General features: G+C 69.5%; 25 protein-coding genes. 20 read left to right on the plus strand and 5 right to left on the minus strand.

The features are described 5' to 3' along the window. Positions 1-60: 60 nt before the first annotated feature. The 8 genes from rsmD to AC3WRN_RS07755 all read left to right on the plus strand — a co-directional run bounded on the left by rsmD (position 61) and on the right by AC3WRN_RS07755 (position 5,899). A complete protein-coding gene (gene rsmD, locus AC3WRN_RS07720; protein WP_492622543.1) occupies positions 61-636 on the plus strand; it encodes a 16S rRNA (guanine(966)-N(2))-methyltransferase RsmD in 576 nt (191 codons plus the stop codon). Positions 637-669: 33 nt separating this feature from the next. After that, on the plus strand, positions 670-1,221 hold the full coding sequence (gene coaD, locus AC3WRN_RS07725; protein WP_235604223.1) for a pantetheine-phosphate adenylyltransferase: 552 nt from the start codon (positions 670-672) through the stop codon (positions 1,219-1,221). Then, positions 1,214-1,717, plus strand: a complete 504-nt coding sequence (locus AC3WRN_RS07730) for a hypothetical protein (RefSeq protein WP_068096591.1) — start codon at positions 1,214-1,216, stop codon at positions 1,715-1,717. The genes coaD and AC3WRN_RS07730 overlap by 8 nt, the downstream gene beginning before the upstream one ends. A 111-nt stretch (positions 1,718-1,828) precedes the next feature. Continuing rightward, complete coding sequence (locus AC3WRN_RS07735; protein WP_492622544.1) at positions 1,829-2,089, plus strand: YfhL family 4Fe-4S dicluster ferredoxin; 261 nt, start codon at positions 1,829-1,831, stop codon at positions 2,087-2,089. Continuing rightward, complete coding sequence (ggt, locus tag AC3WRN_RS07740) at positions 2,086-3,825, plus strand: gamma-glutamyltransferase (protein ID WP_492622545.1); 1,740 nt, start codon at positions 2,086-2,088, stop codon at positions 3,823-3,825. The genes AC3WRN_RS07735 and ggt overlap by 4 nt, the downstream gene beginning before the upstream one ends. A gap of 10 nt (positions 3,826-3,835) precedes the next feature. Next, complete coding sequence (locus AC3WRN_RS07745; RefSeq protein ID WP_492622546.1) at positions 3,836-3,991, plus strand: hypothetical protein; 156 nt, start codon at positions 3,836-3,838, stop codon at positions 3,989-3,991. Position 3,992: 1 nt separating this feature from the next. Beyond that, positions 3,993-4,865, plus strand: a complete 873-nt coding sequence (locus AC3WRN_RS07750; RefSeq protein ID WP_492622547.1) for an MBL fold metallo-hydrolase — start codon at positions 3,993-3,995, stop codon at positions 4,863-4,865. A gap of 23 nt (positions 4,866-4,888) precedes the next feature. Next, on the plus strand, positions 4,889-5,899 hold the full coding sequence (locus AC3WRN_RS07755; RefSeq protein WP_492622548.1) for a TMEM43 family protein: 1,011 nt from the start codon (positions 4,889-4,891) through the stop codon (positions 5,897-5,899). A 42-nt stretch (positions 5,900-5,941) separates the two neighbouring features. On the opposite strand, the gene AC3WRN_RS07760 is transcribed toward AC3WRN_RS07755, so the two are convergent. From AC3WRN_RS07760 to AC3WRN_RS07780, 5 genes are all read right to left on the minus strand, one after another. After that, the gene (locus AC3WRN_RS07760; RefSeq protein ID WP_492622549.1) at positions 5,942-7,234 is read right to left on the minus strand and encodes an EAL and HDOD domain-containing protein; all 1,293 of its coding nucleotides are present in this window, start codon (positions 7,232-7,234) and stop codon (positions 5,942-5,944) included. A 108-nt stretch (positions 7,235-7,342) separates the two neighbouring features. Further along, complete coding sequence (locus AC3WRN_RS07765) at positions 7,343-7,789, minus strand: flagella synthesis protein FlgN (RefSeq protein WP_492622550.1); 447 nt, start codon at positions 7,787-7,789, stop codon at positions 7,343-7,345. After that, positions 7,786-8,109: a flagellar biosynthesis anti-sigma factor FlgM gene (gene flgM, locus AC3WRN_RS07770; RefSeq protein ID WP_492622551.1), complete on the minus strand. Its 324-nt coding sequence runs from the start codon at positions 8,107-8,109 to the stop codon at positions 7,786-7,788. The genes AC3WRN_RS07765 and flgM overlap by 4 nt, the downstream gene beginning before the upstream one ends. 109 nt (positions 8,110-8,218) lie before the next feature. Beyond that, entirely contained in the window at positions 8,219-8,926 is a 708-nt protein-coding gene (gene flgA / locus AC3WRN_RS07775) for a flagellar basal body P-ring formation chaperone FlgA (RefSeq protein ID WP_492622552.1), read from the minus strand. Beyond that, a complete protein-coding gene (locus AC3WRN_RS07780) occupies positions 8,923-10,227 on the minus strand; it encodes a methyl-accepting chemotaxis protein (RefSeq protein WP_492622553.1) in 1,305 nt (434 codons plus the stop codon). Before AC3WRN_RS07780 ends, flgA begins: the two co-directional genes overlap by 4 nt. A gap of 195 nt (positions 10,228-10,422) precedes the next feature. On the opposite strand from AC3WRN_RS07780, the gene AC3WRN_RS07785 reads away from it, so the two are divergent. From AC3WRN_RS07785 to flgL, 12 genes are all read left to right on the plus strand, one after another. After that, positions 10,423-11,355, plus strand: a complete 933-nt coding sequence (locus AC3WRN_RS07785) for a chemotaxis protein (protein WP_492622554.1) — start codon at positions 10,423-10,425, stop codon at positions 11,353-11,355. Between the two features lie 169 nt (positions 11,356-11,524). Next, the gene (flgB, locus tag AC3WRN_RS07790) at positions 11,525-11,926 is read left to right on the plus strand and encodes a flagellar basal body rod protein FlgB (RefSeq protein ID WP_068096573.1); all 402 of its coding nucleotides are present in this window, start codon (positions 11,525-11,527) and stop codon (positions 11,924-11,926) included. Next, entirely contained in the window at positions 11,926-12,345 is a 420-nt protein-coding gene (gene flgC, locus AC3WRN_RS07795; RefSeq protein WP_492622555.1) for a flagellar basal body rod protein FlgC, read from the plus strand. The genes flgB and flgC overlap by 1 nt, the downstream gene beginning before the upstream one ends. A 25-nt stretch (positions 12,346-12,370) precedes the next feature. Continuing rightward, positions 12,371-13,018: a flagellar hook assembly protein FlgD gene (locus AC3WRN_RS07800; RefSeq protein WP_068096569.1), complete on the plus strand. Its 648-nt coding sequence runs from the start codon at positions 12,371-12,373 to the stop codon at positions 13,016-13,018. Positions 13,019-13,055: 37 nt separating this feature from the next. Further along, on the plus strand, positions 13,056-14,279 hold the full coding sequence (gene flgE / locus AC3WRN_RS07805) for a flagellar hook protein FlgE (RefSeq protein ID WP_492622556.1): 1,224 nt from the start codon (positions 13,056-13,058) through the stop codon (positions 14,277-14,279). Between the two features lie 88 nt (positions 14,280-14,367). Further along, on the plus strand, positions 14,368-15,108 hold the full coding sequence (gene flgF, locus AC3WRN_RS07810; protein WP_082823484.1) for a flagellar basal-body rod protein FlgF: 741 nt from the start codon (positions 14,368-14,370) through the stop codon (positions 15,106-15,108). 42 nt (positions 15,109-15,150) lie between these two features. Further along, positions 15,151-15,936 carry a flagellar basal-body rod protein FlgG gene (flgG, locus tag AC3WRN_RS07815; protein WP_068096564.1) on the plus strand — a complete coding sequence of 262 codons (786 nt, stop codon included), beginning with the start codon at positions 15,151-15,153 and terminating at the stop codon, positions 15,934-15,936. Between the two features lie 11 nt (positions 15,937-15,947). Continuing rightward, entirely contained in the window at positions 15,948-16,628 is a 681-nt protein-coding gene (gene flgH, locus AC3WRN_RS07820; RefSeq protein WP_492622557.1) for a flagellar basal body L-ring protein FlgH, read from the plus strand. A 194-nt stretch (positions 16,629-16,822) separates the two neighbouring features. Then, complete coding sequence (locus AC3WRN_RS07825) at positions 16,823-17,896, plus strand: flagellar basal body P-ring protein FlgI (RefSeq protein WP_068096663.1); 1,074 nt, start codon at positions 16,823-16,825, stop codon at positions 17,894-17,896. Between the two features lie 14 nt (positions 17,897-17,910). After that, positions 17,911-18,978: a flagellar assembly peptidoglycan hydrolase FlgJ gene (gene flgJ, locus AC3WRN_RS07830; protein WP_492622558.1), complete on the plus strand. Its 1,068-nt coding sequence runs from the start codon at positions 17,911-17,913 to the stop codon at positions 18,976-18,978. 72 nt (positions 18,979-19,050) lie between these two features. After that, entirely contained in the window at positions 19,051-20,925 is a 1,875-nt protein-coding gene (gene flgK / locus AC3WRN_RS07835) for a flagellar hook-associated protein FlgK (RefSeq protein ID WP_492622559.1), read from the plus strand. Positions 20,926-20,928: 3 nt separating this feature from the next. Next, positions 20,929-22,131 (plus strand): flagellar hook-associated protein FlgL, encoded by a 1,203-nt coding sequence (gene flgL, locus AC3WRN_RS07840; RefSeq protein ID WP_492622560.1) that lies wholly within the window; start codon positions 20,929-20,931, stop codon positions 22,129-22,131. Positions 22,132-22,146: the final 15 nt, after the last annotated feature.

A 22,146-nucleotide genomic window follows, 5' to 3' on the forward strand; every position in this document is an offset into this window, starting at 1 on the left:
AAAGACAATGGGCGGCATGCTAACACTCCAACCTGTACCGCCCGCTGAGGGCGCGGCGGCATGAACGGCGGGCGCAAGGCCGGGCCGGGGCGGGTCCGCATCATCGGCGGCAGCCTGCGCAATTCACGGCTGGAGGTGCCGGATCTTCCGGGCCTGCGGCCGACGCCCGAGCGGGTGCGCGAGACCCTGTTCAACTGGCTGGCGCCGGTGCTCGACGGCGCGCGCTGCCTGGACCTGTGCGCCGGCACCGGCGCGCTCGGCATCGAGGCGCTGTCGCGCGGCGCCGCCGGCGTGCAGTTCGTGGAACGCGACGCCAGTGCTGCGCAGGCGCTGCGCGCGAACCTGGCGCGGCTCAAGGCCCCGGGCGGCCAGGTGGCGGAGCTGGATGCGGGGCTGTTCCTGCAGGGCACGGCGCAACCGTACGACCTGGCCTTCCTCGACCCCCCGTTCGCGCTGGACCTGTGGCCGGCGCTGGCCGGGCAGCTGGAGCAGGGCGGCTGGCTGGCTGCGCAGGCGTGGATCTATGCGGAGTCGCCACGCGACCACGTGCCGGCCTTGCCGCCGTCCTGGCGGTTGCATCGCGAAGGCCGCGCCGGCGAGGTGCGTTTTGCGCTCTATCGGCGCGCCTTCCGTTAAGCTAGGGTCAATTCAGCTGCTGTGTCCCCACCTGTGAGCAAAGCTTTGGGCAACCCGCGCCTGGCCGTCTACCCGGGCACCTTCGATCCGATCACCAACGGCCACACCGATCTGGTGGCACGCGCGGCGCCGTTGTTCGACCGCGTGGTGGTGGCGGTGGCCGACAGCTCCAGCAAGGGCCCGGGTTTCAGCATGGCCGAGCGGATCACCCTGGCGCGGCTGGCGCTGGCCGACCTGCCGAACGTGGAGGTGCGCGGTTTCGACTGCCTGCTGGCCACCTTCATCCAGCAGATCGGCGCGGGCGTGATCATCCGCGGCTTGCGCGCGGTGTCCGATTTCGAATACGAGTTCCAGCTGGCCAGCATGAACCGGCACCTGATCCCGCAGGCCGAGACGCTGTTCCTGACGCCGGCCGAGCAATACAGCTTCATCTCCTCCTCGCTGGTGCGCGAGATCGGCCGTCTAGGCGGCGATATCTCCGGTTTCGTGCATCCGGCGGTACAACAGGCCATGCGGCAGCGCTGGCAGAAGGGCCGGACCGGCTCCAACAAGCAACCCGAAACGGAAGGTGATAACCATGCGTAAGTTCGCTCTCATTGCTGCCGTCGCACTGACTGCCAGCCTCGCCCTGAGCGCCTGCGGCAAACATCAAGCCGCCGAACAGGCCGGCCAGCAGGCCAGCCAGCAGGCGACCAAGCCGACCGATCCGAACGACAGCAAGGCGTGGAACGCCTACTTCGGCCAGATCGTGCAGAACAACATGCAGGGCATGAAGGCCGACCGCCCGTATCCGTACCTGGTGCCGGCGGGCGATTCCGAGGAGGCCGTGGCCGGCCGCGGCCGCCAGCTGTCGAACGTGCAGGATGCCGTGGCGCGCGGCGTGCTGCCGGGCAATATGCTGGTGTTCGCCGGCCAGGATTCGGCGAAGACGGCCGACCTGGTCATCGCGGCGTTCAAGGATGCCAAGCCCGGCTCGTTCAAGGACGTGATCGTCCTGTTCATCGGCGCCCCGGCCGACCAGCAGCGCGTGGACGACGTGCTGAAGCCCACCGGCGCCACGGTCCGCTTCGTCGCGATGTAAGAAACAGGAGTGAGTAGTTGATGAGTGAGGAGTGAGAGAAAGCCGGGTGTGCGGCGAGTTCTTGCTCTCTCTCGCTTCTCACTCCTCTTCATTCACTCCTCGCTTGTTCCCATGTCCCTGAAAATCCTCGATACCTGCGTCAACTGCGACGTCTGCGAGCCGGCCTGCCCCAACAAGGCGATTTCGCTGGGCGAGGAGTTTTACGTGATCGATCCGGCATTGTGCACCGAGTGCGTCGGTCATCATGACGAACCTCAGTGCGTGGTGGTGTGCCCGGTCGAATGCATCATCGGCGACCCCGACCACGCCGAATCGCCCGAGCAGCTTGAACTCAAATACCGCCAGCTGATGGCGAAGGAGTCCGCGGCATGAGGTTTTCCGTGAACTGGCGCCGGCCGTTGTCGGGCGTTTTGTCGCTGAGCCTGCTGCTGGTCGGCGGCAGCGCGTTCGCCGCGGACGGTGCGCCGAAGACGGCTCCGGCCGCGGCGGCCCACGCCGCGTCACCGCGCCCTGGCCATGCGGCCGTCGCCAGCGCGAATTTCCATGCCACCGAAGCCGGTCTCGAAGTGCTGGCCAAGGGCGGCAATGCGTTCGACGCGGCGGTGGCGGTGGCGGCCACGCTGTCGATCGTGGAACCGGAGAGTTCCGGCACCGGCGGTGGCTTCATGGCCGTGCTGCACCGGGCGAAGGACGGCCGCAACATCTTCATCGACGCGCGCGAGACCGCGCCGGCCGCGGTGAATCCCAAGGATTACCTCAACCCGGACGGCAGCCCGAACCGCGACACCGCGTTGCGCGGGCCGCTGTCGGCCGGCATCCCCGGCCAGCCGGCCGGGCTGGTGCTGCTGTCCAGTCGTTACGGGCGCCTGCCGCTCGCGCAGTCGCTGGCGCCGGCGATCCGCATCGCCCGCGACGGCTTCAAGCCGGACGAGCGCCTGCGCGGCGCGATTGCCGGCACGCAGAAGGATCTCGAGCGCTGGCCCGCCTCGGCCGCCAAGTACCTGCCGGGCGGCAAGCCGCCGGCGGAGGGCGCGATCTGGCGCGATCCGGACCAGGCGCGCACGCTGGAGCTGCTGGCCGCGCATGGCCACGACGGCTTCTATCGCGGCGAGATCGCGCAGAAACTGGTCAAGGCGGTGCGTGCCGCCGGCGGCAACTGGACGCTGGCCGACCTGGCCGGCTATCAGGCCAAGGAGCGCACGCCGATCAGCGTGGACTATCGCGGCTACAAGATCGTCACCGCACCGCCGCCGTCGTCCGGCGGCGTGGCGATCGCCGAGATCCTCAACATCCTGTCCGGCTACGACCTGACGAAGATGGATGCCGCCACGCGCGTGCACTACATCGTCGAGGCGATGCGCCGCGCGTTCCGCGACCACAACGATTACCTGGGCGATCCGGATTTCGTGCAGATGCCGCTGGACATGCTGCTGTCGCCGTACTACGCCGCCGGCCTGCGCCAGGGCATCCTGCCCGACAAGGCCACGCCGTCGTCGATGCTGCCGCGCGCCGAGGCGCCCGAGCCGGGCATGCACACCACCCATTTCTCCATCATCGACGCCGACGGCAACATGGCCGCGGTGACCTCCACGGTGAACTACACGATGGGTTCCGGCTTCGTCGCCGCGGGCACCGGCGTGCTGCTGAACGACGAGATGGACGACTTCGCGCTGGTGCCGAACAAGCCCAACGTGTACGGCCTGCTCGGCAGCACGGCGAACGCGCCGGCGCCGGGCAAGCGCATGCTGTCGTCGATGTCGCCAAGCATCGTGATCGGCGCCGACCGCACCGCGGTGATCGGCTCGCCCGGCGGCTCGACCATCATCACCCAGGTGCTGGAAGGCATCCTGCACTTCATCGACGGCGAGAGCGCGCAGCAGATCGCCGCGCACAAGCGCTTCCACCACCAGTACCTGCCGGACGTGGTGAACGTGGAAGAGGGCAGCTTCGACGCCGCCACCGGCGATGCGCTGACCAAGATGGGCTACACGCTCAAGCCGCGCGAGTCGTGGGGCTTCATGAACGTGGTGACCTGGGACCGCAAGGCCAACACGCTGGATGCCGCCAGCGACCCGCGCCGGCCGTCCGGGCTGGGCAAGGTGCAGTAAAGGTCACGCCATGGAACTGTTCTCGCTTCTCGGCAATTCGCAGCAGTTGGACGGCGGCGCGATGTGGTTCGGCCCATCCGTGGGCCTCACCCCGCGCGCTGCGCGGGGCCGCCTGCGGCGTCCGGATTCGCTCCCGGCGAATCCGTCGGCAACGCGAGGTATCTGAGATGGAACTCTGGTCCCTGCTCGGCAACTCGCAGCAACTGGACGGTGGCGCCATGTTCGGCAACGCTCCCAAAGCGCTGTGGTCGCGCTGGATCGCGCCGGATGCGGAGAACCGGATACCGCTGGCCTGCCGCTGCCTGCTGGTGAAGGATCTGGACGGGCGCAACGTGTTGTTCGAGACGGGCATCGGCGCGTTCTTCGAGCCGGCGCTGCGCGAGCGTTACGGCGTGGTCGAGTCGCGCCACGTGCTGCTGGATTCGCTGGCCGAGGTAGGGCTTTCCCACGAGGACATCGACGTGGTGGTGCTGTCGCACCTGCACTTCGACCATGCCGGCGGCCTGCTGGCGGCATGGGAGGAAGGCCAGCCGCCGCGACTGCTGTTCCCGAACGCGCGCTTCGTGGCGGGTGCGGAGCACTGGCGTCGTGCGCTGAAGCCGCACCCGCGCGACCGCGCCTCGTTCGTGCCCGAGTTGCAGCCGTTGCTGGAAGCCAGCGGCCGGCTGGAGCTGGTCGAGGGCGAACATTCGCGGACGCTGGGCGAGTCGGTGCGCTTCTTCTTCTCGGACGGCCACACGCCCGGCCTGATGCTGGCCGAAGTCGGCGGCGTGGTGTTCTGCGCCGACCTGATTCCCGGCCGCTTCTGGGTGCACCTGCCGATCACGATGGGCTACGACCGCTGGCCGGAGAAGCTGATCGACGAGAAGCGCGTGTTCCTGGAAGACAAGCTGGCGCGCGGCGTGCGGCTGTTCTTCACGCACGACCACGATTGCGCGCTGGCGCGGGTGACGCGCGACGAGCGCGGCCGCTTCGGCACCACCGACGAGCAGCGCGCGCTGCGCGGCATGCCGCCGTCGAGCCTGGCGGGAGCGGCCTGATGAGCGGACGCAGGGGAAGAGCCATGCGTGGCCTGGCGCTGAACGTCGTCGGCACGCTGCTGGTGCTCGCCGGCATCGGGCTGGCGGCGATGACCGCGCGCGGCCTGCTCCACTACCGCGCCGTGGCCAGCCAGCATGGCGGCGAGGTGATCGATCTCGGTGCGGGCGCGCATCCGCCGGCCGGCCGGCACGGCCGCATGGTGCGCGTGGTCGGCACGCCGAAAGTGGTGGAAGCGCCGCACGACCCGGAGTTCAACCAGCGCGTGGACACGCCGGTGCTGGTGCGCCAGGTGGAGATGTTCCAGTGGCGCGAGGTGCGCTTCGGCGGCAACGTGCACTACGAGCTGGACTGGGTCGACCGGCTGGTCGATGCCAGCCGTTTCGAGGATCCGAAGGGGCACGCGAACCCGCAGGGCTTCCCGATCGGCGGCAGGCAGTTCGACGCCGGCCTGGTGCAACTGGGCGGCTTCAAGCTCGATCCGGTGTTGTTGCATGCGCTGCCCGGCACGCAGCGGGTCGAGCCGGATGCGGCGGCCCTGCCGGAAAACCTCGCGGCCAGCTTCAGTCGCTATCAGGATTACTTGGTGACCAGTGCGCGGCCGGGCGATCCGCGGCTCGGCGACGTGCGGGTGAGCTGGTCGGCCGTGCCGCTGCAGCAATTGACCGTCGTCGGCCGCCTGGACGGCGACCGGCTGGTGGCGGCGACCGATGCCGCCGACGGCAAGGGCTACATGGTGCAGGTCGGCGACGTGCCGGTGCTGGACGTCTTCCCGGACCTGCCGGTGCCCCCGGAGTTCGTGTGGGTCCGGCAGATCCTCGCCGTGCTGCTGGCCTCGCTGGGTGCCTTCCTGCTGCTCGCCACGCAGCGCCATCGACCCGACGGATGGCTCGCGCTGGGCCTGGGTGCCCTGGTCGTGGGCATCGTGGCCGGCGTGTTGTGGCTGGGCGACGACGCATGGGCTGCGTGCGTATGGCTGGCGCTGGCGGCGTGCGGCGCAGCGGTCACCGGGTGGCGGCTGCGGCGCGGGCGCTGAGCCGGCGCTGGCGGGTGCGCGGGGAACGGCGACGCACGGCCGTTACTCGGCGCCCGCCTTCCCGCTGGCGTTGGCGTAGACCTGGTCGGCCCACTGCGTGGCGCCCAGGTAGATCGCGGCCATCCGCTGGATGCGCTGTGGCATGACATGCTCGCTGGTCAGCTCGCCGGCTTCCCAGGCGAGGATCTGCTGCAGCAGCGGCGCGAACGGCCCGCCGCGGCCGGTCAGTGCGTCGCTGATCTCCGGCACCAGCCGCAGATGGGTCAGCAGGAATTCCATCGGCGCGCACATCAGCGTGTCCAGCAGCGAGAACAGGCCGACGGTGAAGGCCATCTCCGCATGGCCGGGCGGCATGCCGTCGGCCAGCTTCTCGCACATGTGGGCGCGGATCAGCGCGGCGCGCAGCAGCTCAGGCGGGCGATCGTCCATGCCGCACATCGCCATCGTGTCGATCCAGTTGCGCATGCGCGTGACGCCGAAGAAGATCGCCGCCTGCTGCACCGACTTCAGCTGCCGCGGCAGCGCGAAGTAGGCCGAGTTGACGCAGCTGAGCAGCTTGTAGCTGAGCACCGCGTCGTCGCGGATGATGTTGCCCAGCTCCACCGGTCCCGGGTTGCTTTCCTGCAGCACCCGCATCAGCCGCAGCATGCTCAGCCGGTTGGCGGTGAGCACGGGCACCGCCACCGGTTGCGGCACCAGCAGGTAGCGTCCCTGGATCGCCTGCAGCGGCAGTTCCAGGCAGCGCTCGTAGGTCTGGTGATCGTTGACCTGGCCGGCGATCACGCGGATGCCCCGCGCGTACAGGCGCTCGGCGCGTTCCTTCAGGCACTCCGGCGAAAGCCGGCTGGCGTCCAGCCGCACTATCTGCACCATGTGCAGCAGCGTTTCGAGCGGCAACGTGCTTTCCGGGTCGATATCGGACGCATCGAGCACGAACTGGCAGCCGCGCTGCGCCATCTGCTGCAGGCGCTTCATCAGCGGCGCGTCGGTTGCCGCGTGCGGCTGCAGCACCACGCCCAGGCGCGGCTGGTGCAACAGCACGTCGGAGTCTTCCGGCAGCAATTCGGACGGCAGGTTGAGGAAGGCGCGGTTGCCGCGTACCAGCCGGGTCAATGCGCCATCGGTGATGGTCGCCAGCACGTTCTGCAGCAGGGTGTGCTCGTCGCCGGCTTCGCGGTGGAACACGATCTCGTAGGCGAACAGCTGGTGTTCGCGGTCGAGCATCGGCACGCGCAGCACCGGCAGCGGCGCGGCGCTTGCGCCCTCGTAGCCTTGCGCGCCGGGAGCGGGGGCGGTGGCGGCAGCGGAGGAGTGGGAGGCGTTGGATATGCTCATGGTCAGTCAGTCGTCGCGATTAACGCTGAAGCATGCCGTGGCCCGCTTCGCAGTCAGTAGGAGGACCGTCTGCACAGGCAGGCGGCGGCGGTCTTGCTCATTGCCGTGTCATGCCGCGGCCAATGCGTGCGAACGCAGGCTCGCGTGAAGTTCCCCGGTGCGGCCGTAGAGTCCGCCTTCGCCGGCATGTCCGGTCAGCACCGCCAGCGCCTGGCGTACCAGGTTCAGCCGCTGGTTGACCGCCTTGCCGTTGCGCTGGTTGAGCTGCTGGCAGAGGCGCAGCGACTGCACGATGCCGGCCCAGGCCGGCTCCAGCGCGGAGTTCGCAGCGGGCAGTTCGCGCGCCAGTTGCCGGCGCTCGGCGTCGAGCTGCTCGAGTTGCAGCAGGATGGCCTGCTTGTGCGCGCCGGCCTGGTCCAGCGCCGCGCTGTCGCCGCCGTCCAGTGCGCCACGCTCGGCTTCGAGCACCTGCACGAGACGGTCGACGGTCTGCCGCATGTCGCCCAGCACGGCCGCCAGCGCGTCGTCGAGTTCATGCTTCAGCGGCCGGTTCATGCCTTGCCCGTGCCGCCGAGCTGCTGTTCCAGCGAGATCATGCGGTCGGCGATGCGGCCGGCGTCGATCTTGTAGCTGCCGTCGGCCAGCGCCTGGCGCACCCGCTCCACCCGCTGCGGATCGATCGCGGCGCTGTCGTCCGTCCGCGCGGCCTGCTGCAGCGCCAGGGCCGAATCGGTCAGCTTGAGCTGATCGTCGACCTTGGCGGCGGGTACGCCGGGAGCCGCCGGTGCTCCCGCCGGCGTCGCCGGACCGTTGCCCGGGCTGTTGGCGGCCTGCGGGAATTTCGGCAGGCCGTTGTTGGAAATGGTCGTGTTCATGCGTCCGTTCTCGCTGGGATGTGGCCCTGTAACCGAAGGATCGGCCGGATTCGCGGAAACTTTAGGATGGCAAGGACTATAGCGGTGTCGGCGTCCGGCAGCGGCCGGCTCATGGCAGCGCGAGCACCTCGCCGGGGGCGCTGACCATCGCGTCGACCACCTTGCCCGAGCTTTCGTTGCGCACCCGCAGGCGGGCGCCGTTGTCGCCGCTGCCCAACGCCACGCCATCCACGCGCACCTCGATGCCGCCGAGCCTGGCCACCATCTGCACATGGTCGCCGGCGCGCACCATGCGCCGTCCGCCGAGCGCACCGGGGGTGAGCACGCTGCCGCTGGCCACGGCGCGGTTGAGGGTGCGGCCGGCCACCTGGTCGAGGTTTTCGAGGTAGCCGTAGCCGAGCCGGGTGACGTCGCGCTCCTCGGCGTGCACGTCGGCGGCGCCCAGGCCGTCGCCGCGCAGCAGCGGGCGGTTGGTCACCAGCACGGTGCGGAACAACTGCAGTTGCAGCGGCACGCGCACGATCCAGCCGCCGGGCTGCGGGCACTGCACCGGTACCGTCATGCGCGGCGCGGCCTCGGCATGACTGGCGACGATCGCCCGCAGCGGTTCGGCGCAGGCGGCCAGTTGCAGACGCGGGTCGAGTGGCGCCGCGGTGACGACGATCCGGCTGCCCGGCAGCGCGTAGTGCGCGCGTACGGCCTGTTCGGCCGCGGCGCGCACGCTGTCGGGCGATTGCGTGGCGACGGCGGCGTGGGCGCCGCCGAACCACAGCGCGCCGAGCCAGAGCAGGCGGATGGCGGTCCGGCAGTCGCTCATGCGTCCGCCAGCAGGGCGCCGAGTTGCCCGAGCAGGGCTTCGCGGCCGGATTCGAGCTGTTGCGACAACCGCGTGGCCTGGTCGAGCTGGCCGTCGCACAGCAGCGTGACGAAGCGGCTGCCCTGCTCACGCAACTGCTCGCCGGCCTCGGCCAGGGCGGCGCTGGCCGGCTTGCCATGGTGCAGCGAGGCCAGCCGGCCGATGCTGCGATGGATCGCGTGGGTATCGAACCAGCGCCGGTCCAGCGCGCCGGGTTCGAGCAGGGCCAGTTCCGCCGCCTGGCGCAGGTTCAGCGCTGCCTCGCGCACGGTCAGGCTGAGGCTGGCCGGGTCGTTGCCGCTGATGCCTTCGAGCCAGTCCAGCGCCAGCCGATGGGCCAGCAGCGCGGCGCGGTGCAGCGATTCGGATTGGCGCCGCGCCTCGCTGCCGCGGCGCTGCAGCGCGCCGAGCGCGGCCTGGGCCGCGGTGGCGCGCGCATGTTGCGTATCGTGGCCCTGCTGCAGCTTGCGGATGCGCTCGCTGGCCGTGCGCAACGCCGTGCCGCCCCGGTCCAGGATCGCGCCGGATTGGCCGACGCCGGCCTGCGCCCGTTCCAACTGCTGCAGGCCATGCTGCACGTCGCCGTTCAGCTGCAGCGAGAAGTCGCCGATCGAGCCGGTGACGGCTTCGATTTCGGTGGTGGTGAGCGTGGTTTTCTCCGCCAGCTGCTTGACCTCGTCGGCGACCACGGCAAAGCCGCGGCCCGCCTCGCCCGCGCGCGCGGCCTCGATCGCCGCGTTCAGCGCCACCAGGTTGGTCTGGTGGGCGATCTCCTGCACCACGCCGGTGAGCTTGCGGATCTGCGCCACCTGCTCGGCCAGCTTGCTCTGGTTGCGGCTCATCGCCGCCAGCGCGCTGCGCAGCAGCCGCAGCTGCCCGTCGAGCTCGCTGACGGTGCCGGTGCCGGCCAGCCCGGCCTGGCTGGCCTGGTCCAGGTCGGCGCCGACCTGGTGCAGGGCCGTCGAGATACCGGCGCTGCCATCCGTCAAGCGATCGACGCTGCCGCGGCTGTCGATCGCCGCCTTCTCCAGGGCCGCCTGCTCGCGCGACAGCTGCTGCACCGCACCCAGCACCAGGCTTTGCTGCTCCACGGTCTGCAACGCCGCCGCTGCTGGCGGCCGACCGGCGACGCGGGCCAGCAACGGCGCCAGCGTCCGTGCCGCGCGCGGGTACTTGCGCCGCAGTACGGCAACCTGTGCTTCGTTGCCGGCGGCAGCGGCCTCCACCAGGGCGGCGAGGTGCCGGTTCCAGATCAAGCTCATGGGGTGGACATCACCTTTGTTATGGCGCGGGAATGCAGGAGCTGCATCGTCAGGAATCCTCGAAACTTGAGGAAGCAAGTCGCATGCCACCCCGGTCGGGCGATGCTGGCCGGCAGCGGCACTCAAGCGCATCGCATCGCGGCCGATAGCCTGCGCGTAGGGCCGCTGCGCGCGGTACGCCATCGAGGAGCCCGCATGGGCGGCACGCTGCTGGAAAAGGTGGAACGACATACCCGGCTGGCCGGCCACAACCGGGTGGCGATGCTGCTGTTCCGGCTGGGCGACGAGCAGCTGTTCGGCATCAACGTGTTCAAGGTGCGCGAAGTGATGCGCCGCCCGCTGCTGGAGCGCATGCCGGGCGTGCACGCGCTGCTGGCGGGCAGCTGCGACTATCGCGGTCAGACCATCCCGGTGATCGACCTGGCTGCCGCGCTCGGCTATGCGCCGCTGCGCGACGTGGAGTCGGCACACCTGATGGTCACCGAGTTCAGCCGCTCGATGCAGGGATTCCTGGTGGCCGACCTGCAGCGCATGGTGCAATGCGAAGGCGACGCGCTGGTGGCGCCGCCCAGCGCGCTGGGCTTCGGCGCGCGGGTGAATGCGGTGACCCGGGTCGATGGCCTGCTGCTGGCGGTGGTGGATGTGGAGCATGTGCTGGCCAGCATCGACGCCGCGCCGGCCGAGCTGTCCGAGCAGATGCAGCGCGTCGCCGGCGCACGCTCGCTGGCGCCGCGGCGCGTGCTGGTGGCGGACGATTCGCTGATCGCGCGCCGCCGGCTGGTCAGCCTGTTCAAGCAGATGGACATCGAGTGCGTGGTGGCGAAGGACGGCCGCGAGGCGCTCGACCGCCTGCGGGAGCTGGCCGCCGGCGATCCGGCCGACGGGGTGCGGCTGGTGGTCTCCGACATCGAGATGCCGCGCCTGGACGGCTATGCGCTGACCCGTGCGATCCGCGAGGCGCCCAGCCTGCGCCGGCTCAAGGTGGTGCTGCACAGCTCGCTCAGCGGCATCTTCAACGAGGCGATGGTGAAGGAGGTCAAGGCCGACCGCTTCGTCGCCAAGTTCCAGCCGGACCTGCTGGCGCAGGCCGTGCTGGAGCTGCTGCCGGAGCCGGCGCCGGCGGACTGACCGCCGCGCGGCGCGCGCCGGGCAGCGTCAACAAACCGTCTTTTCGCCGGCGCGATCCCCGCAGCGCCGCGTCGGTTGCCCCGCCGGCCCAGTCACGGCAACGGTTTTCAGGTGGTGGCATGCAATTTGCTGCCAGCTTTCGTGCGGCAACTGCGCGCGGAGCGAAGCGATGAGCCTGACCCCTGACAACCTGTTCGGCATCCACACCCAGGCGCTGGACCTGTGGCAGCGCCGTACCGAGGTGCTTGCCAACAACCTGGCCAATGCCGATACGCCGGGCTATCTCGCCCGCGACATCGACTTCCGCAAGGTGCTGGCCGCCGCCGGCGGCCGTCCCGACGGCCTGCCGCTGCAGACGACCGACTCCCGCCAGATCGGTTCGGCGGGGCAGGCGGCGGACGGGCTCGCCTATCGCGTGCCGACCCAGCCGAGCATGGACGGCAATACCGTCGACGCGCAGGCCGAGCAGGCTGCCTTTGCCGCCAACGGCGTGCACTACCAGGCCAGCCTTTCCTTCATCACCGCGCAGATCCGCATGCTGCGCACCGCCATCACCGGAGGGCAGGGCTGATGTCGCTCTTTTCCGTATTCAACGTGGCCGGCTCCGGCATGGCTGCGCAATCGCTGCGGCTGAACACGGTGGCCAGCAACCTGGCCAACGCCGACAGCGTGGCCGGCACGCCCGAGGCGGCCTACCGCGCCCGCGAGCCGTTGTTCGCGGCCGTGCAGAACCGGCTGGCCGGCGGCGGCGACGCGCCGGGCGAGGGCGTGCAGGTGCTCGGCGTCACCGAGAGCCAGGCCGCCATACCGAGCCGCTACGAGCCGGGCAATCCGCTGGCCGACGCCGACGGCTACGTCTACAGCAGCAACGTCAACCCGGTCGACGAGCTGGTCAACATGATCTCGGCTTCGCGTTCGTACCAGAACAACGTCGAGGTGATGAATTCGACGCGCCAGCTGATGCAGAAAACGCTGGATCTCGGCAAATGAGGCATGAATCCGTGAGGTGCATGGCATGAGCGACATGAATGTTTCCGGCGTGGGCGCGAGCGCCGCCCAGGCGGCCAGCCTGGGCAAGGAGAAGACCCTCGGCCAGGCCGATTTCCTGAGCCTGCTGGTGCAGCAGATGCGCAACCAGGACCCGACCAAGCCGGCGGATTCGTCGCAGATGGTCAGCCAGCTGGCGCAGATCAGCCAGGTCTCGGCCACGCAGGCGCTGCAAGCCTCGTTCGACAGCCTGAGCAAGTCGCTGCAGGGCAACCAGCTGCTTCAGGCCAGCGGCCTGGTCGGCCGCGGCGTCACCGTGCCCTCGGCGGCTGGCCGCCTGCAGGCCGGCGGCCTGGACGGCGCAGTGAACGTCCCCGACGGCGGCGGCACGGTGCTGGTGCAGATCACCGATGCGGCCGGCAACGTGCTGCGCACCTTGAACCTGGGCACGCCCGCATCGGGGCTGGTGGCGTTCCACTGGGACGGCATCGGCGATAACGGCAGCGCGCTGGCACCGGGCACCTACGGCCTGAAGGCGCAGGCCGGCAACGCCGCCGCGGCGACCTACGTCAGCGGCAAGGTCGCCGGCGTGGGCATGACCGGCAGCGACGGCGCCTATCTGGATGTGGACGGTTTTGGCGGGGCCCTGCTGAGTCAGGTCGCACAGATCAACTGATGGCCCCGCGGGGCTTCAACACAGAGGAATTACTCCGATGCCTTTCAATATCGCATTGAGCGGTCTCAACGCCGCCTCGAAGGATCTCGAGGTCACCGCCAACAACATCGCCAACACCGCCACCACCGGCTTCAAGGGCTCGCGCACGCAATTCGCCGAATTGTTCAACGCCGCCGGCCCCAACCTCAGCAGCAGCCAGACCGGCAGCGGCGTGCGGTTGACCAACGTGGCGCAGCAGTTCACCGCCGGCAGCATCGAGACCACCAACAACAGCCTGGATTTCGCCATCAGCGGCGGCGGGTTCTTCACCCTGCACGACGGCAAGGGCTATTCCTACACCCGCGCCGGCGCGTTCCAGAAGGACCAGAACGGATACGTGATGAACGCCAACGGCCAGCGGCTGCAGGTCTATCCGCCGGTGGCCGGCGGCGGTTTCGACAACAGCACGCTGACCGACCTGCAACTGGTCACCTCGCAGAACGCGGCCAAGGCCACCGATCTGGTGCAGATGTCGCTGAACCTGCCCTCCAACGCCACCCCGCCGGCTGCCGCGTTCGATCCCCTCAACAATCCGCTGAGCTACAACCAGGCCACGCCGTTCACCGCGTACGACTCGCTCGGCGCCACCCACAGCGGCGTCGTGTATTTCGTCAAGGACCCGGCCGCCAACGTGTGGAACGCGAGCCTGTATGTCGACGGCACCTCGACCGGCGCCTCGCAGCGGCTGACCTTCAACAGCAGCGGCGCACTGGTCGCGCCGGCCAGCGGCAGGCTGAGCTTCCCGGCGGTGTCGGTCAGCCCCGGCGCCAACCCCATGCAGCTCACCCTGGACATGAGCAAGGCGACCCAGTTCGGCAATACCTACGCGGCCAGCGCGATCAATCCGAACGGCTACCCGACCGGCATCCTGTCGAGCATCGACGTGTCCAGGGAGGGGGTGGTGCAGGCCAAGTACTCCAATGGCCAGACCGCCTCGCTCGGCCAGCTGGCGCTGGCGCAGTTCTCCAACGAGCAGGGCCTGCGCCAGCTGGACAACACCAACTGGGCGGCCTCCTACGACTCCGGCACGCCGGTGATGGGCGCGGCCGGCGGCGGCACGTTCGGCAACGTGCAGGCCGGCGCCCTGGAAGCCTCCAACACCGCCGACCTCACCGCGCAGCTGGTCAACATGATCAAGGCGCAGCGCAACTACCAGGCCAACGCGCAGGTGATCTCCGTCGACAACCAGCTGACCCAGACCGTTATCAACATCCGCAATTGAGGAGTGAGTGATCAGGAGTGAGGAGTGAGAGAAAGCGGCCTTCTCTCTTTTCTCACTTCTCTCCACTCACTTCTTTGAGGGGCTCTCCATGGATCGTTCGCTCTACGTAGCCATGACCGGCGCCACGCAGATGATGCGCGCGCAGTCGGAGGTGGCGCACAACCTGGCCAACGCCGATACGGTCGGCTTCAAGGCGCAGCTGTCGGCGTTCGAGCCCCTGCCGGTGCAGGGCCCGGGCCTGCCCACGCGGGTCAACGGCGTGGCGCAGGGCATGGGCGTGGACCTGCGCGAGGGCGGCCAGACCGAGACCGGGCGCGAGCTGGACGTGGCCGTGCAGGGGCCAGGCTGGATCGCGGTGCAGGGCGCCGACGGCAGCCAGGGCTATACCCGCGCCGGCGAGCTGCGGCTGACCCCCGACGGCCTGCTCACCGACGCCCGCGGCAACCTGGTGCTGGGCGACGGCGGCCCGATCAGCGTGCCGCAGAGCGCGCAGATCAGCATCGGCGCCGATGGCACGGTGTCGGTGGTGCCGATGGGGCAGGGCCCGCAGACGATCGCCGCGGTGGGCCGCATCAAGCTGGTCAACCCGCCTACCGGCCAGCTCTCGCTGGGCAGCGACGGGCTGATGCACCTCAGCGGCGGCGTGACCGCGGACACCGACCCGGCGGTCACCCTGAAGTCCGGCGTGCTCGAGTCCAGCAACGTGAACCCCTCGCAGACGCTGGTGCAGATGATCCAGCTGTCGCGCCAGTACGAACTGCAGATCCGCGCCATCCACAGCGCCGACGAGAACGCACAGTCGGCCACGCGGTTGCTGCAGGTCACCTGATCCACGCCTAGCCATCCAGACATCCAGACGGAGTCCATCGACATGTTTTCATCCCTGTGGGTAGCCAAGACCGGCCTCGATGCGCAGCAGACGCGCATGGACGTGATCTCGAACAACCTCGCCAACGCCAACACCACCGGCTACAAGAGCGCGCGCGCCTCGTTCCAGGACCTGGTCTACCAGAACCTGCGCCAGCCCGGCGGGCAGACCACCGAGCAGACCCAGGCGCCGGCCGGCCTGATGCTGGGCACCGGCGTGCGCGTGGTCGGCAACGAGAAACTGTTCACCCAGGGCAACATCGAGCAGACCGGCAACTCGCTGGACGTGGCCATCCAGGGCCGCGGCTTCCTGCAGGTGACGATGCCCGACGGCAGCATCGCCTATACCCGCGACGGCTCGCTGCACATGGACCAGAACGGGCAGATCGTCACCGCCAACGGCTACGCGGTGGATCCGGCCATCAGCGTGCCGGCCAACGCGCAGAGCATCACCATCGGCAGCGACGGCACCGTCAGCGTAAGCGTGCCGGGCCAGGCCGCGACGCAGCAGATCGGCACCGTGCAGCTGGCCGACTTCATCAACCCCGCCGGCCTGCAGCCGAACGGCGACAACCTCTACCTGGAAACCGCCTCCAGCGGCTCGCCGCAGATCGGCCAGCCCGGCCTGAACGGCCTGGGCACGCTGGCGCAGGGCGCGCTGGAAAGCTCCAACGTCAACGTGGTGGAGCAGATGGTCAACATGATCGAGACCCAGCGCACCTACGAGATGAATTCCAAGGCGGTGTCCGCCGCCGACTCGATGCTGCAGTTCCTCACCAACAAGACCTGAGGCATGTCGTGATGTTCGATCGCCGTTTTCCATTCGTGCTGTGCGCGCTGACCTTGCTGGCCGGTTGCGCCACTGGCCCGCGCACGCACGACGATGCCGAATGGGCGCCCACGCCGCCGCCCGCGGCGCAGATCGCGCCGGGGCAGGCCGACGGCGCGATCTACCACGACCAGCAGAACATGGAACTGTTTGCCGACCCGCGCGCGCACCGCGTGGGCGACGTCCTCACCGTGGCGCTGGTGGAAAGCACCCAGGCCAGCAAGAAGGCCACCACCACCACCAGCAAGACCGACAAGGCGAAGATCGCGTCGCCCACCATCCTCGGCCAGGGCGTTTCGATCGGCGGCAAGGCGGCGAACATCGGGCTGGACGGCGAACGCAGCTTCGACGGCGCCGGTTCCAGCACGCAGAGCAACCAGCTCACCGGGCAGATCACCGTCACCGTGGCGCAGCGCCTGGCCAATGGCAACCTGCTGGTGCGCGGCGAGAAATGGCTGACCATCAACCAGGGCCAGGAGCTGGTGCGCATCTCCGGCATCGTGCGCCCGCAGGACATCGGCCAGGACAACGTGGTGCCGTCCACCCGCGTGGCCGACGCGCGGATCAGCTACACCGGCCGCGGCACCCTGGCCGACGCGAACACGCGCGGCTGGCTGTCGCGCTTCTTCAATTCCAAGTGGATGCCGTTCTGATGAGCCCGTCGCCACGCTCCACCGTAGGAGCCCGCTCGCGGGCGATGCGTTTGTTCCGGGATGACCAGACATTCGTCTGTTGGAAGCCGGGATTCGGGATGACCAGACATTCGTCTGTTGAAAGCCGGGATTCGGCAAGGTCAAAGGCAAAGGCATCGCCCGCGAGCGGGCTCCTACGTGTGTTCCTGCTTGTCGTGGGGGTTCTGGTTGTCGCCCCGGCCCATGCCGACAAGATCCGCGACCTCGCCTCGGTGGCCGGCGTGCGCAGCAACCAGCTGATCGGCTACGGCCTGGTGGTGGGCCTGGACGGCTCGGGCGACCAGACCACGCAGGCGCCGTTCACCACGCAGAGCCTGGAGAACATGCTGCAGCAGTTCGGCATCACCGTGCCGGCCAGCGCGCGGCCGCAGCTGAAGAACGCGGCGGCGGTGATGGTGACCGCGGACCTGCCGCCGTTCGCCAAGCCGGGCCAGACCATCGACGTCACCGTCGCCTCGATCGGCAACGCCAAGAGCATCCGCGGCGGCCAGTTGCTGATGGCGCCGCTGCGCGGCGCCGACGGCAACGTCTACGCGGTGGCGCAGGGCAGCGTGGTGGTCGGCGGCATCAGCGCGCAGGGCAAGAGCGGCTCCAGCGTGCAGGTCAACATCTCCGCCAGCGGGCGCATCCCCAACGGCGCCTCGGTGGAGCGCGTCGTGCCCTCGTCTTTCGCCGGCGGCGGCGACCTGATGCTGAACCTCAACACCGCCGACTTCACCACGGCCACGCGGATCGCCACGGCGATCAACCGGGCCTACGGCGCCGGCACCGCGCAGCCGCTCGACGGCGGCTCGGTATCCGTGCGCGGGCCGCAGGATCCGGCGCAGAAAGTGGCATGGCTGGGCGCGATCGAGAGCCTCGACGTGCAGCCGGGCGATGCCCCGGCGCGCATCGTGGTGAACTCGCGCACCGGCACCGTGGTGATCGGTTCCGACGTGCGGGTCAGCGCCGCCGCGGTGGCGCACGGCGCAATCCAGGTCACCATCAGCGAGCAGTCCCAGGTCAGCCAGCCGGCGCCGTTCGGCCGCGGGCAGACCGCGGTGGTGCCCAGCAGCAGTGTGCAGGTCAGCGAAGAGGGCGCGCACATGTTCAAGTTCGGCCCCGGCGTGAGCCTGGACACCATCGTGCGCGCGGTGAACCAGGTCGGCGCCACGCCAAGCGACCTGATCTCGATCCTGCAGGCGCTGAAGCAGGCCGGTGCGCTGCACGCGGACCTGGTCGTGATCTAGGCGACGGGATCACCATGACATCGATCAACCGCCCTTCGCCCGCGCTCGATACCTGGACCGAACTGTCCGGGTTCCAGCAGCTGCGCGCGCAGGCGCGCAGCGATGGCGGCAAGAGCGCGCTGCCGGCCGTGGCCAAGCAGTTCGAGGCGATCTTCACCCAGATGATGCTGAAGTCGATGCGCGACGCCAACGCCGGCATGGGCAGCGACATCGCCGGCAGCGAGCAGGTCGACTCGTACCGCGAGATGTTCGACCAGCAGCTGTCGCTGAGCCTGGCCAACGGCCGCAACGGGCTCGGCATCGCGAAGATGCTGGTGCGCCAGCTGGGCGGCAAGCCGGAAGCGGTCGCCACGGCGGGGCAGGGCCTGCCGGTGCCCACGGCCGACGTGCTCAACGCCAATGTCCGCGCGCTGCTGCGACTGGGCGCCGGTGGCGATGCGGCCGGCGGCGAAGCGGCGCCGGCCGACGGCGTTGCGGCGATGCCGTCGACGTTCGACGCCGCCTCGCCGTGGGGCGATGCGCTCGATCGCCTGGCGCGGGGTGCGCTGGACATGGCCGGCACGGCGGCGAAGCTGCTGCCGGGCGGCGATCCGGTGAATTTCGTGCGTGCGCTCGCACCGCATGCCGAGGTGGCGGCGAAGAAACTCGGCGTGTCGGTGCGCGCGCTGCTGGCGCAGGCGGCACTGGAAACCGGCTGGGGCCGGCACCTGCCCAGCCATGGCGACGGCAGCAGCAGCTTCAACCTGTTCGGCATCAAGGCTGGCGGCGGCTGGGACGGCGACAAGGTCAGCGTGCCCACGCTGGAATACGAGAACGGCGTGGCGGTGCGCCGGCGCGACCAGTTCCGCGCCTACGGCTCGCCGGCCGAATCGTTCGCCGACTACGCCCGCCTGCTCAGCGACAGCCCGCGCTATGCGAGGGCGCTGGGCCAGGGCGAGAACGTCGCCGGCTTCGCGCGGGCCCTGGTCCGCGGCGGCTATGCGACCGATCCGTCGTACGTGGCCAAGGTCACTGCGATCGCCAACAGTCCGCAGATGCGCGAGGCGCTGGCGGCACTGCAGCCGTCGGGCGGATTCAAGTGAGCAGCGCCGCGGCCGTTACCGCTTCCATGCACCGCGCCTGCCGCGCGGTACCCCCGGCATTGAGGATGCTCCATGGCTGACATGCTATCGACCGGCGTATCCGGGCTGCTGGCCGCGCAGATCGGGCTGAGCACGGTGAGCCACAACGTGGCCAACGTGAATACCGACGGCTACAGCCGCCAGCTGGTGTCGTACGGCACCCGGCTGCCGGAAGGGCAGAGCGGCTACTACGTCGGCACCGGCGTCAACACCGTGGCGGTGCAGCGCGCCTACAGCCAGTTCCTCAACAGCTCGCTGTGGTCGGCCAGCTCCGGCAAGGGGCGCGCCGGCACCATGGCCAGCCTCACCGGCCAGATCAACAACCAGCTGTCCGGCAGCAGCAACCTGCAGACCTCGCTGGACAGCTTCTTCGGCGCGGCGCAGGACATGGCCAACGCACCATCGGATATCGCCTCGCGCCAGGTACTGCTGGCCCGCGCCGGCGGCCTGGCGAGCACCTTCCGGGCGTTGTCCGGGCAGTTCAGCCAGCTTTCCGGCCAGGTACAGCAGCAGATCGGCGACACCGTCGATTCGATCAACAGCGACAGCCAGTCGATTGCCAGGCTGAACGGCCTGATCCGTTCCTCGGCGGCTACCGACGGCTCGCCGCCGGGCGACCTGCTCGACCAGCGCGACGCGCTGGTGAACAAGCTGGCGGGCGAGGTCGGCGTCAGCGTGGTACCGCAGAGCGACAACACCATCAGCATCTTCGTGGGCAACGGCCAGGCCCTGGTCACCGGTACCGAGGCGCATGCGCTGGGCACCGCGCCGAACGTCTACGACGCCACCCGCAAGGAAGTGGTGGGCGCGGCCTCCGGCGCCGTGCTGAGCGGCCGCATCGGCGGCGGCACCCTGGGCGCGCTGCTGGATTTCCGCGGCAACGTGCTCGATCCCGCACAGAGCCAGCTGGGCCGCACCGCGCAGGCCCTGGCCAGCGCGTTCAACGCCCAGCACACGCAGGGAGCGGACCTGCAGGGCAGGATCGGCGGCACGTTCTTCGGCGTCGCCGGACCGAGCGTGCAGGCGGCCAGCAGCAACAGCGGCAGCGGCACGCTGGCCGCCGGCATCAGCGACATCGGCAAGCTGACCGGCAAGGATTACGTGCTGAGCTACAACGGCAGCAACTGGAGCATGCGCGACGCCAGCGGCACCAGCGTCGCGCTGAGCGGCAGCGGCACCAGCGCCGATCCCTTCAAGGCCGCCGGGTTGAGCCTGGTGGTGGGCGGCAGCGCCAGCGCCGGCGACAGCTTCCGCGTGCAGCCCAGCCGCGATGCCGCCGCCGGCTTTTCGGTGACGATCGACGATCCCGGCCGGATCGCCGCCGCGGCGCCGCTGAAGATCACCGCCGTCGCCGGCAATACCGGCACGGCGACACCCGCCGTCAGCATCAGCGACGGCAGCAACCCGGCCCTGTTCAACAACAGCTCCATCGTGTTCAGCTCGCCGACAAGCTACAGCATCGACGGCGGTGCGGCACAGGCGTTCACGCCGGGCCAGCCGATCGTCCACAACGGCTGGAGCGTGCAGCTCGGCGGCACGCCGCAGGCCGGCGACAGCTTCGGCATACAGGCCAACAGCAATGCACAGGGTGACAACAGCAATGCGCTGATGCTGGGCAAGGTGGCCAACCTCGGCGTGCTGGACGGCGGCGTCACCAGCGCCGGCCGCGCCTACGGCCAACTGGTGAGCCAGGTCGGCAGCGCCGGTGCGCTGGCCAACGACGACCTGACCACGCAGACCGCGGTGTACAGCCACGCGATGAGCTCGCAGCAGAGCGTCTCCGGCGTGAACCTGGACGAGGAAGCCGCCAACCTGCTGCGCTACCAGCAGGCCTACCAGGCCTCGGCCCAGGTCATCAGCACCGCCAACACCATTTTCGGCGCGCTGCTCGGCGCCGTGCGAGGGTAAGCCATGCGCGTCTCCACCAGCTGGATGCAACAGCAGTCCGTCGGCAGCATGATCGATCGCCAGGGCGACCTGTCCAACCTCAATATGCAGCTGAGCACCGGCAAGCGCATCAACCAGCCGTCCGATGATCCGGTGGGCGCGGCGCGCGCGCTGGACTTCAGCCATCTCACCGCCGACACCGCGCAGTACCAGCGCAACATCGGCACCGCCAACGCGCGGCTGGGGCTGGAGGACCAGAGCCTGGCCAATGTCAGCGGCGTGCTGGGTCGCGTGCGCACCTTGCTGCTGCAGGCGGCCAACGGTACGCAGACCGACGGCACCCGCGGCGACATCGCCGCCGAGATGGTGCAACTGCGCCAGCAACTGCTCGGCCAGGCGAACAGCAAGGATGGCCAGGGCGACTACATCTTCGCCGGCAACCGCACGGGCACGGCGCCGTTCGCCTCGCAGAACGGCGTCAGTTACGTGGGCGACGACGGCCAGCGCATGGTCGCCGCCGGCCCCGGCCTGCAGGTGGCCACCGGCGATCCGGGCAGCACGGTGTTCGCCGACATCCCTACCGGCAACGGCACGTTCGCGGTCAGTGCCGCTGCAGCCAACACGGGCGGCGCGGTGGCCGGCGCCAGCAGCGTCAGCAACCCCAGCGCGAATCCCTCGGCGTGGGGCGGCGGCAGCTACCGCATCGTGTTCACCGCAGCCAATGCGTATGAAGTGCGTGATGGCGCCGGCACGGTGCTGGACAGCGGCAGCTACGACGCCACCATCGGCGGCAGCATCAACTTTCGCGGTGCGCAGGTAGCGTTCAGCGGTAAGCCCAATGCGGGCGACAGCTTCGCGCTGGGCGCCTCCGCCAGGCAGGACGTGTTCACCACGCTGGACAAGATCATCACCACGTTGCGCCAGCCCAACGGCGGCGGCGCGGACATGCAGAACAGCATCAACACGCAGTTCGCCAATCTCGACCAGGCGATCGACAACATCACGCGCACCCGTGGCATGGTCGGGGCGCGCATGAACGCGCTCGACCAGCAGAGCGGGCTCAACGACGACTTGACGCTGCAGTACAAGAGCGCGCTGTCCGGCGTGCAGGACCTGAACTACTACGACGCGATCAGCCAGCTCACCGCGCGGACCACGGCGCTGCAGGCGGCACAGCAGACGTTCACGAGGATCCAGGGTTCAAAGTTGTTCGATTATTTGCGTTGACATCTCTCAAGTTTC

The organism is Rhodanobacter sp. FW101-FHT13A11 (genome assembly GCF_058790335.1).

Excerpts from the sequence above, each read along its gene's own strand:
- rsmD (WP_492622543.1), top strand. The coding sequence starts at position 61 with ATGAACGGCGGGCGCAAGGCCGGGCCGGGGCGGGTCCGCATCATCGGC.
- AC3WRN_RS07730 (WP_068096591.1), top strand. The coding sequence starts at position 1,214 with ATGCGTAAGTTCGCTCTCATTGCTGCCGTCGCACTGACTGCCAGCCTC.
- AC3WRN_RS07735 (WP_492622544.1), top strand. The coding sequence starts at position 1,829 with ATGTCCCTGAAAATCCTCGATACCTGCGTCAACTGCGACGTCTGCGAG.
- ggt (WP_492622545.1), top strand. The coding sequence starts at position 2,086 with ATGAGGTTTTCCGTGAACTGGCGCCGGCCGTTGTCGGGCGTTTTGTCG.
- AC3WRN_RS07745 (WP_492622546.1), top strand. The coding sequence starts at position 3,836 with ATGGAACTGTTCTCGCTTCTCGGCAATTCGCAGCAGTTGGACGGCGGC.
- AC3WRN_RS07750 (WP_492622547.1), top strand. The coding sequence starts at position 3,993 with ATGGAACTCTGGTCCCTGCTCGGCAACTCGCAGCAACTGGACGGTGGC.
- AC3WRN_RS07755 (WP_492622548.1), top strand. The coding sequence starts at position 4,889 with ATGCGTGGCCTGGCGCTGAACGTCGTCGGCACGCTGCTGGTGCTCGCC.
- AC3WRN_RS07760 (WP_492622549.1), bottom strand. The coding sequence starts at position 7,234 with ATGAGCATATCCAACGCCTCCCACTCCTCCGCTGCCGCCACCGCCCCC.
- AC3WRN_RS07765 (WP_492622550.1), bottom strand. The coding sequence starts at position 7,789 with ATGAACCGGCCGCTGAAGCATGAACTCGACGACGCGCTGGCGGCCGTG.
- flgM (WP_492622551.1), bottom strand. The coding sequence starts at position 8,109 with ATGAACACGACCATTTCCAACAACGGCCTGCCGAAATTCCCGCAGGCC.
- flgA (WP_492622552.1), bottom strand. The coding sequence starts at position 8,926 with ATGAGCGACTGCCGGACCGCCATCCGCCTGCTCTGGCTCGGCGCGCTG.
- AC3WRN_RS07780 (WP_492622553.1), bottom strand. The coding sequence starts at position 10,227 with ATGAGCTTGATCTGGAACCGGCACCTCGCCGCCCTGGTGGAGGCCGCT.
- AC3WRN_RS07785 (WP_492622554.1), top strand. The coding sequence starts at position 10,423 with ATGGGCGGCACGCTGCTGGAAAAGGTGGAACGACATACCCGGCTGGCC.
- flgB (WP_068096573.1), top strand. The coding sequence starts at position 11,525 with ATGAGCCTGACCCCTGACAACCTGTTCGGCATCCACACCCAGGCGCTG.
- flgC (WP_492622555.1), top strand. The coding sequence starts at position 11,926 with ATGTCGCTCTTTTCCGTATTCAACGTGGCCGGCTCCGGCATGGCTGCG.
- AC3WRN_RS07800 (WP_068096569.1), top strand. The coding sequence starts at position 12,371 with ATGAGCGACATGAATGTTTCCGGCGTGGGCGCGAGCGCCGCCCAGGCG.
- flgE (WP_492622556.1), top strand. The coding sequence starts at position 13,056 with ATGCCTTTCAATATCGCATTGAGCGGTCTCAACGCCGCCTCGAAGGAT.
- flgF (WP_082823484.1), top strand. The coding sequence starts at position 14,368 with ATGGATCGTTCGCTCTACGTAGCCATGACCGGCGCCACGCAGATGATG.
- flgG (WP_068096564.1), top strand. The coding sequence starts at position 15,151 with ATGTTTTCATCCCTGTGGGTAGCCAAGACCGGCCTCGATGCGCAGCAG.
- flgH (WP_492622557.1), top strand. The coding sequence starts at position 15,948 with ATGTTCGATCGCCGTTTTCCATTCGTGCTGTGCGCGCTGACCTTGCTG.
- flgJ (WP_492622558.1), top strand. The coding sequence starts at position 17,911 with ATGACATCGATCAACCGCCCTTCGCCCGCGCTCGATACCTGGACCGAA.
- flgK (WP_492622559.1), top strand. The coding sequence starts at position 19,051 with ATGGCTGACATGCTATCGACCGGCGTATCCGGGCTGCTGGCCGCGCAG.
- flgL (WP_492622560.1), top strand. The coding sequence starts at position 20,929 with ATGCGCGTCTCCACCAGCTGGATGCAACAGCAGTCCGTCGGCAGCATG.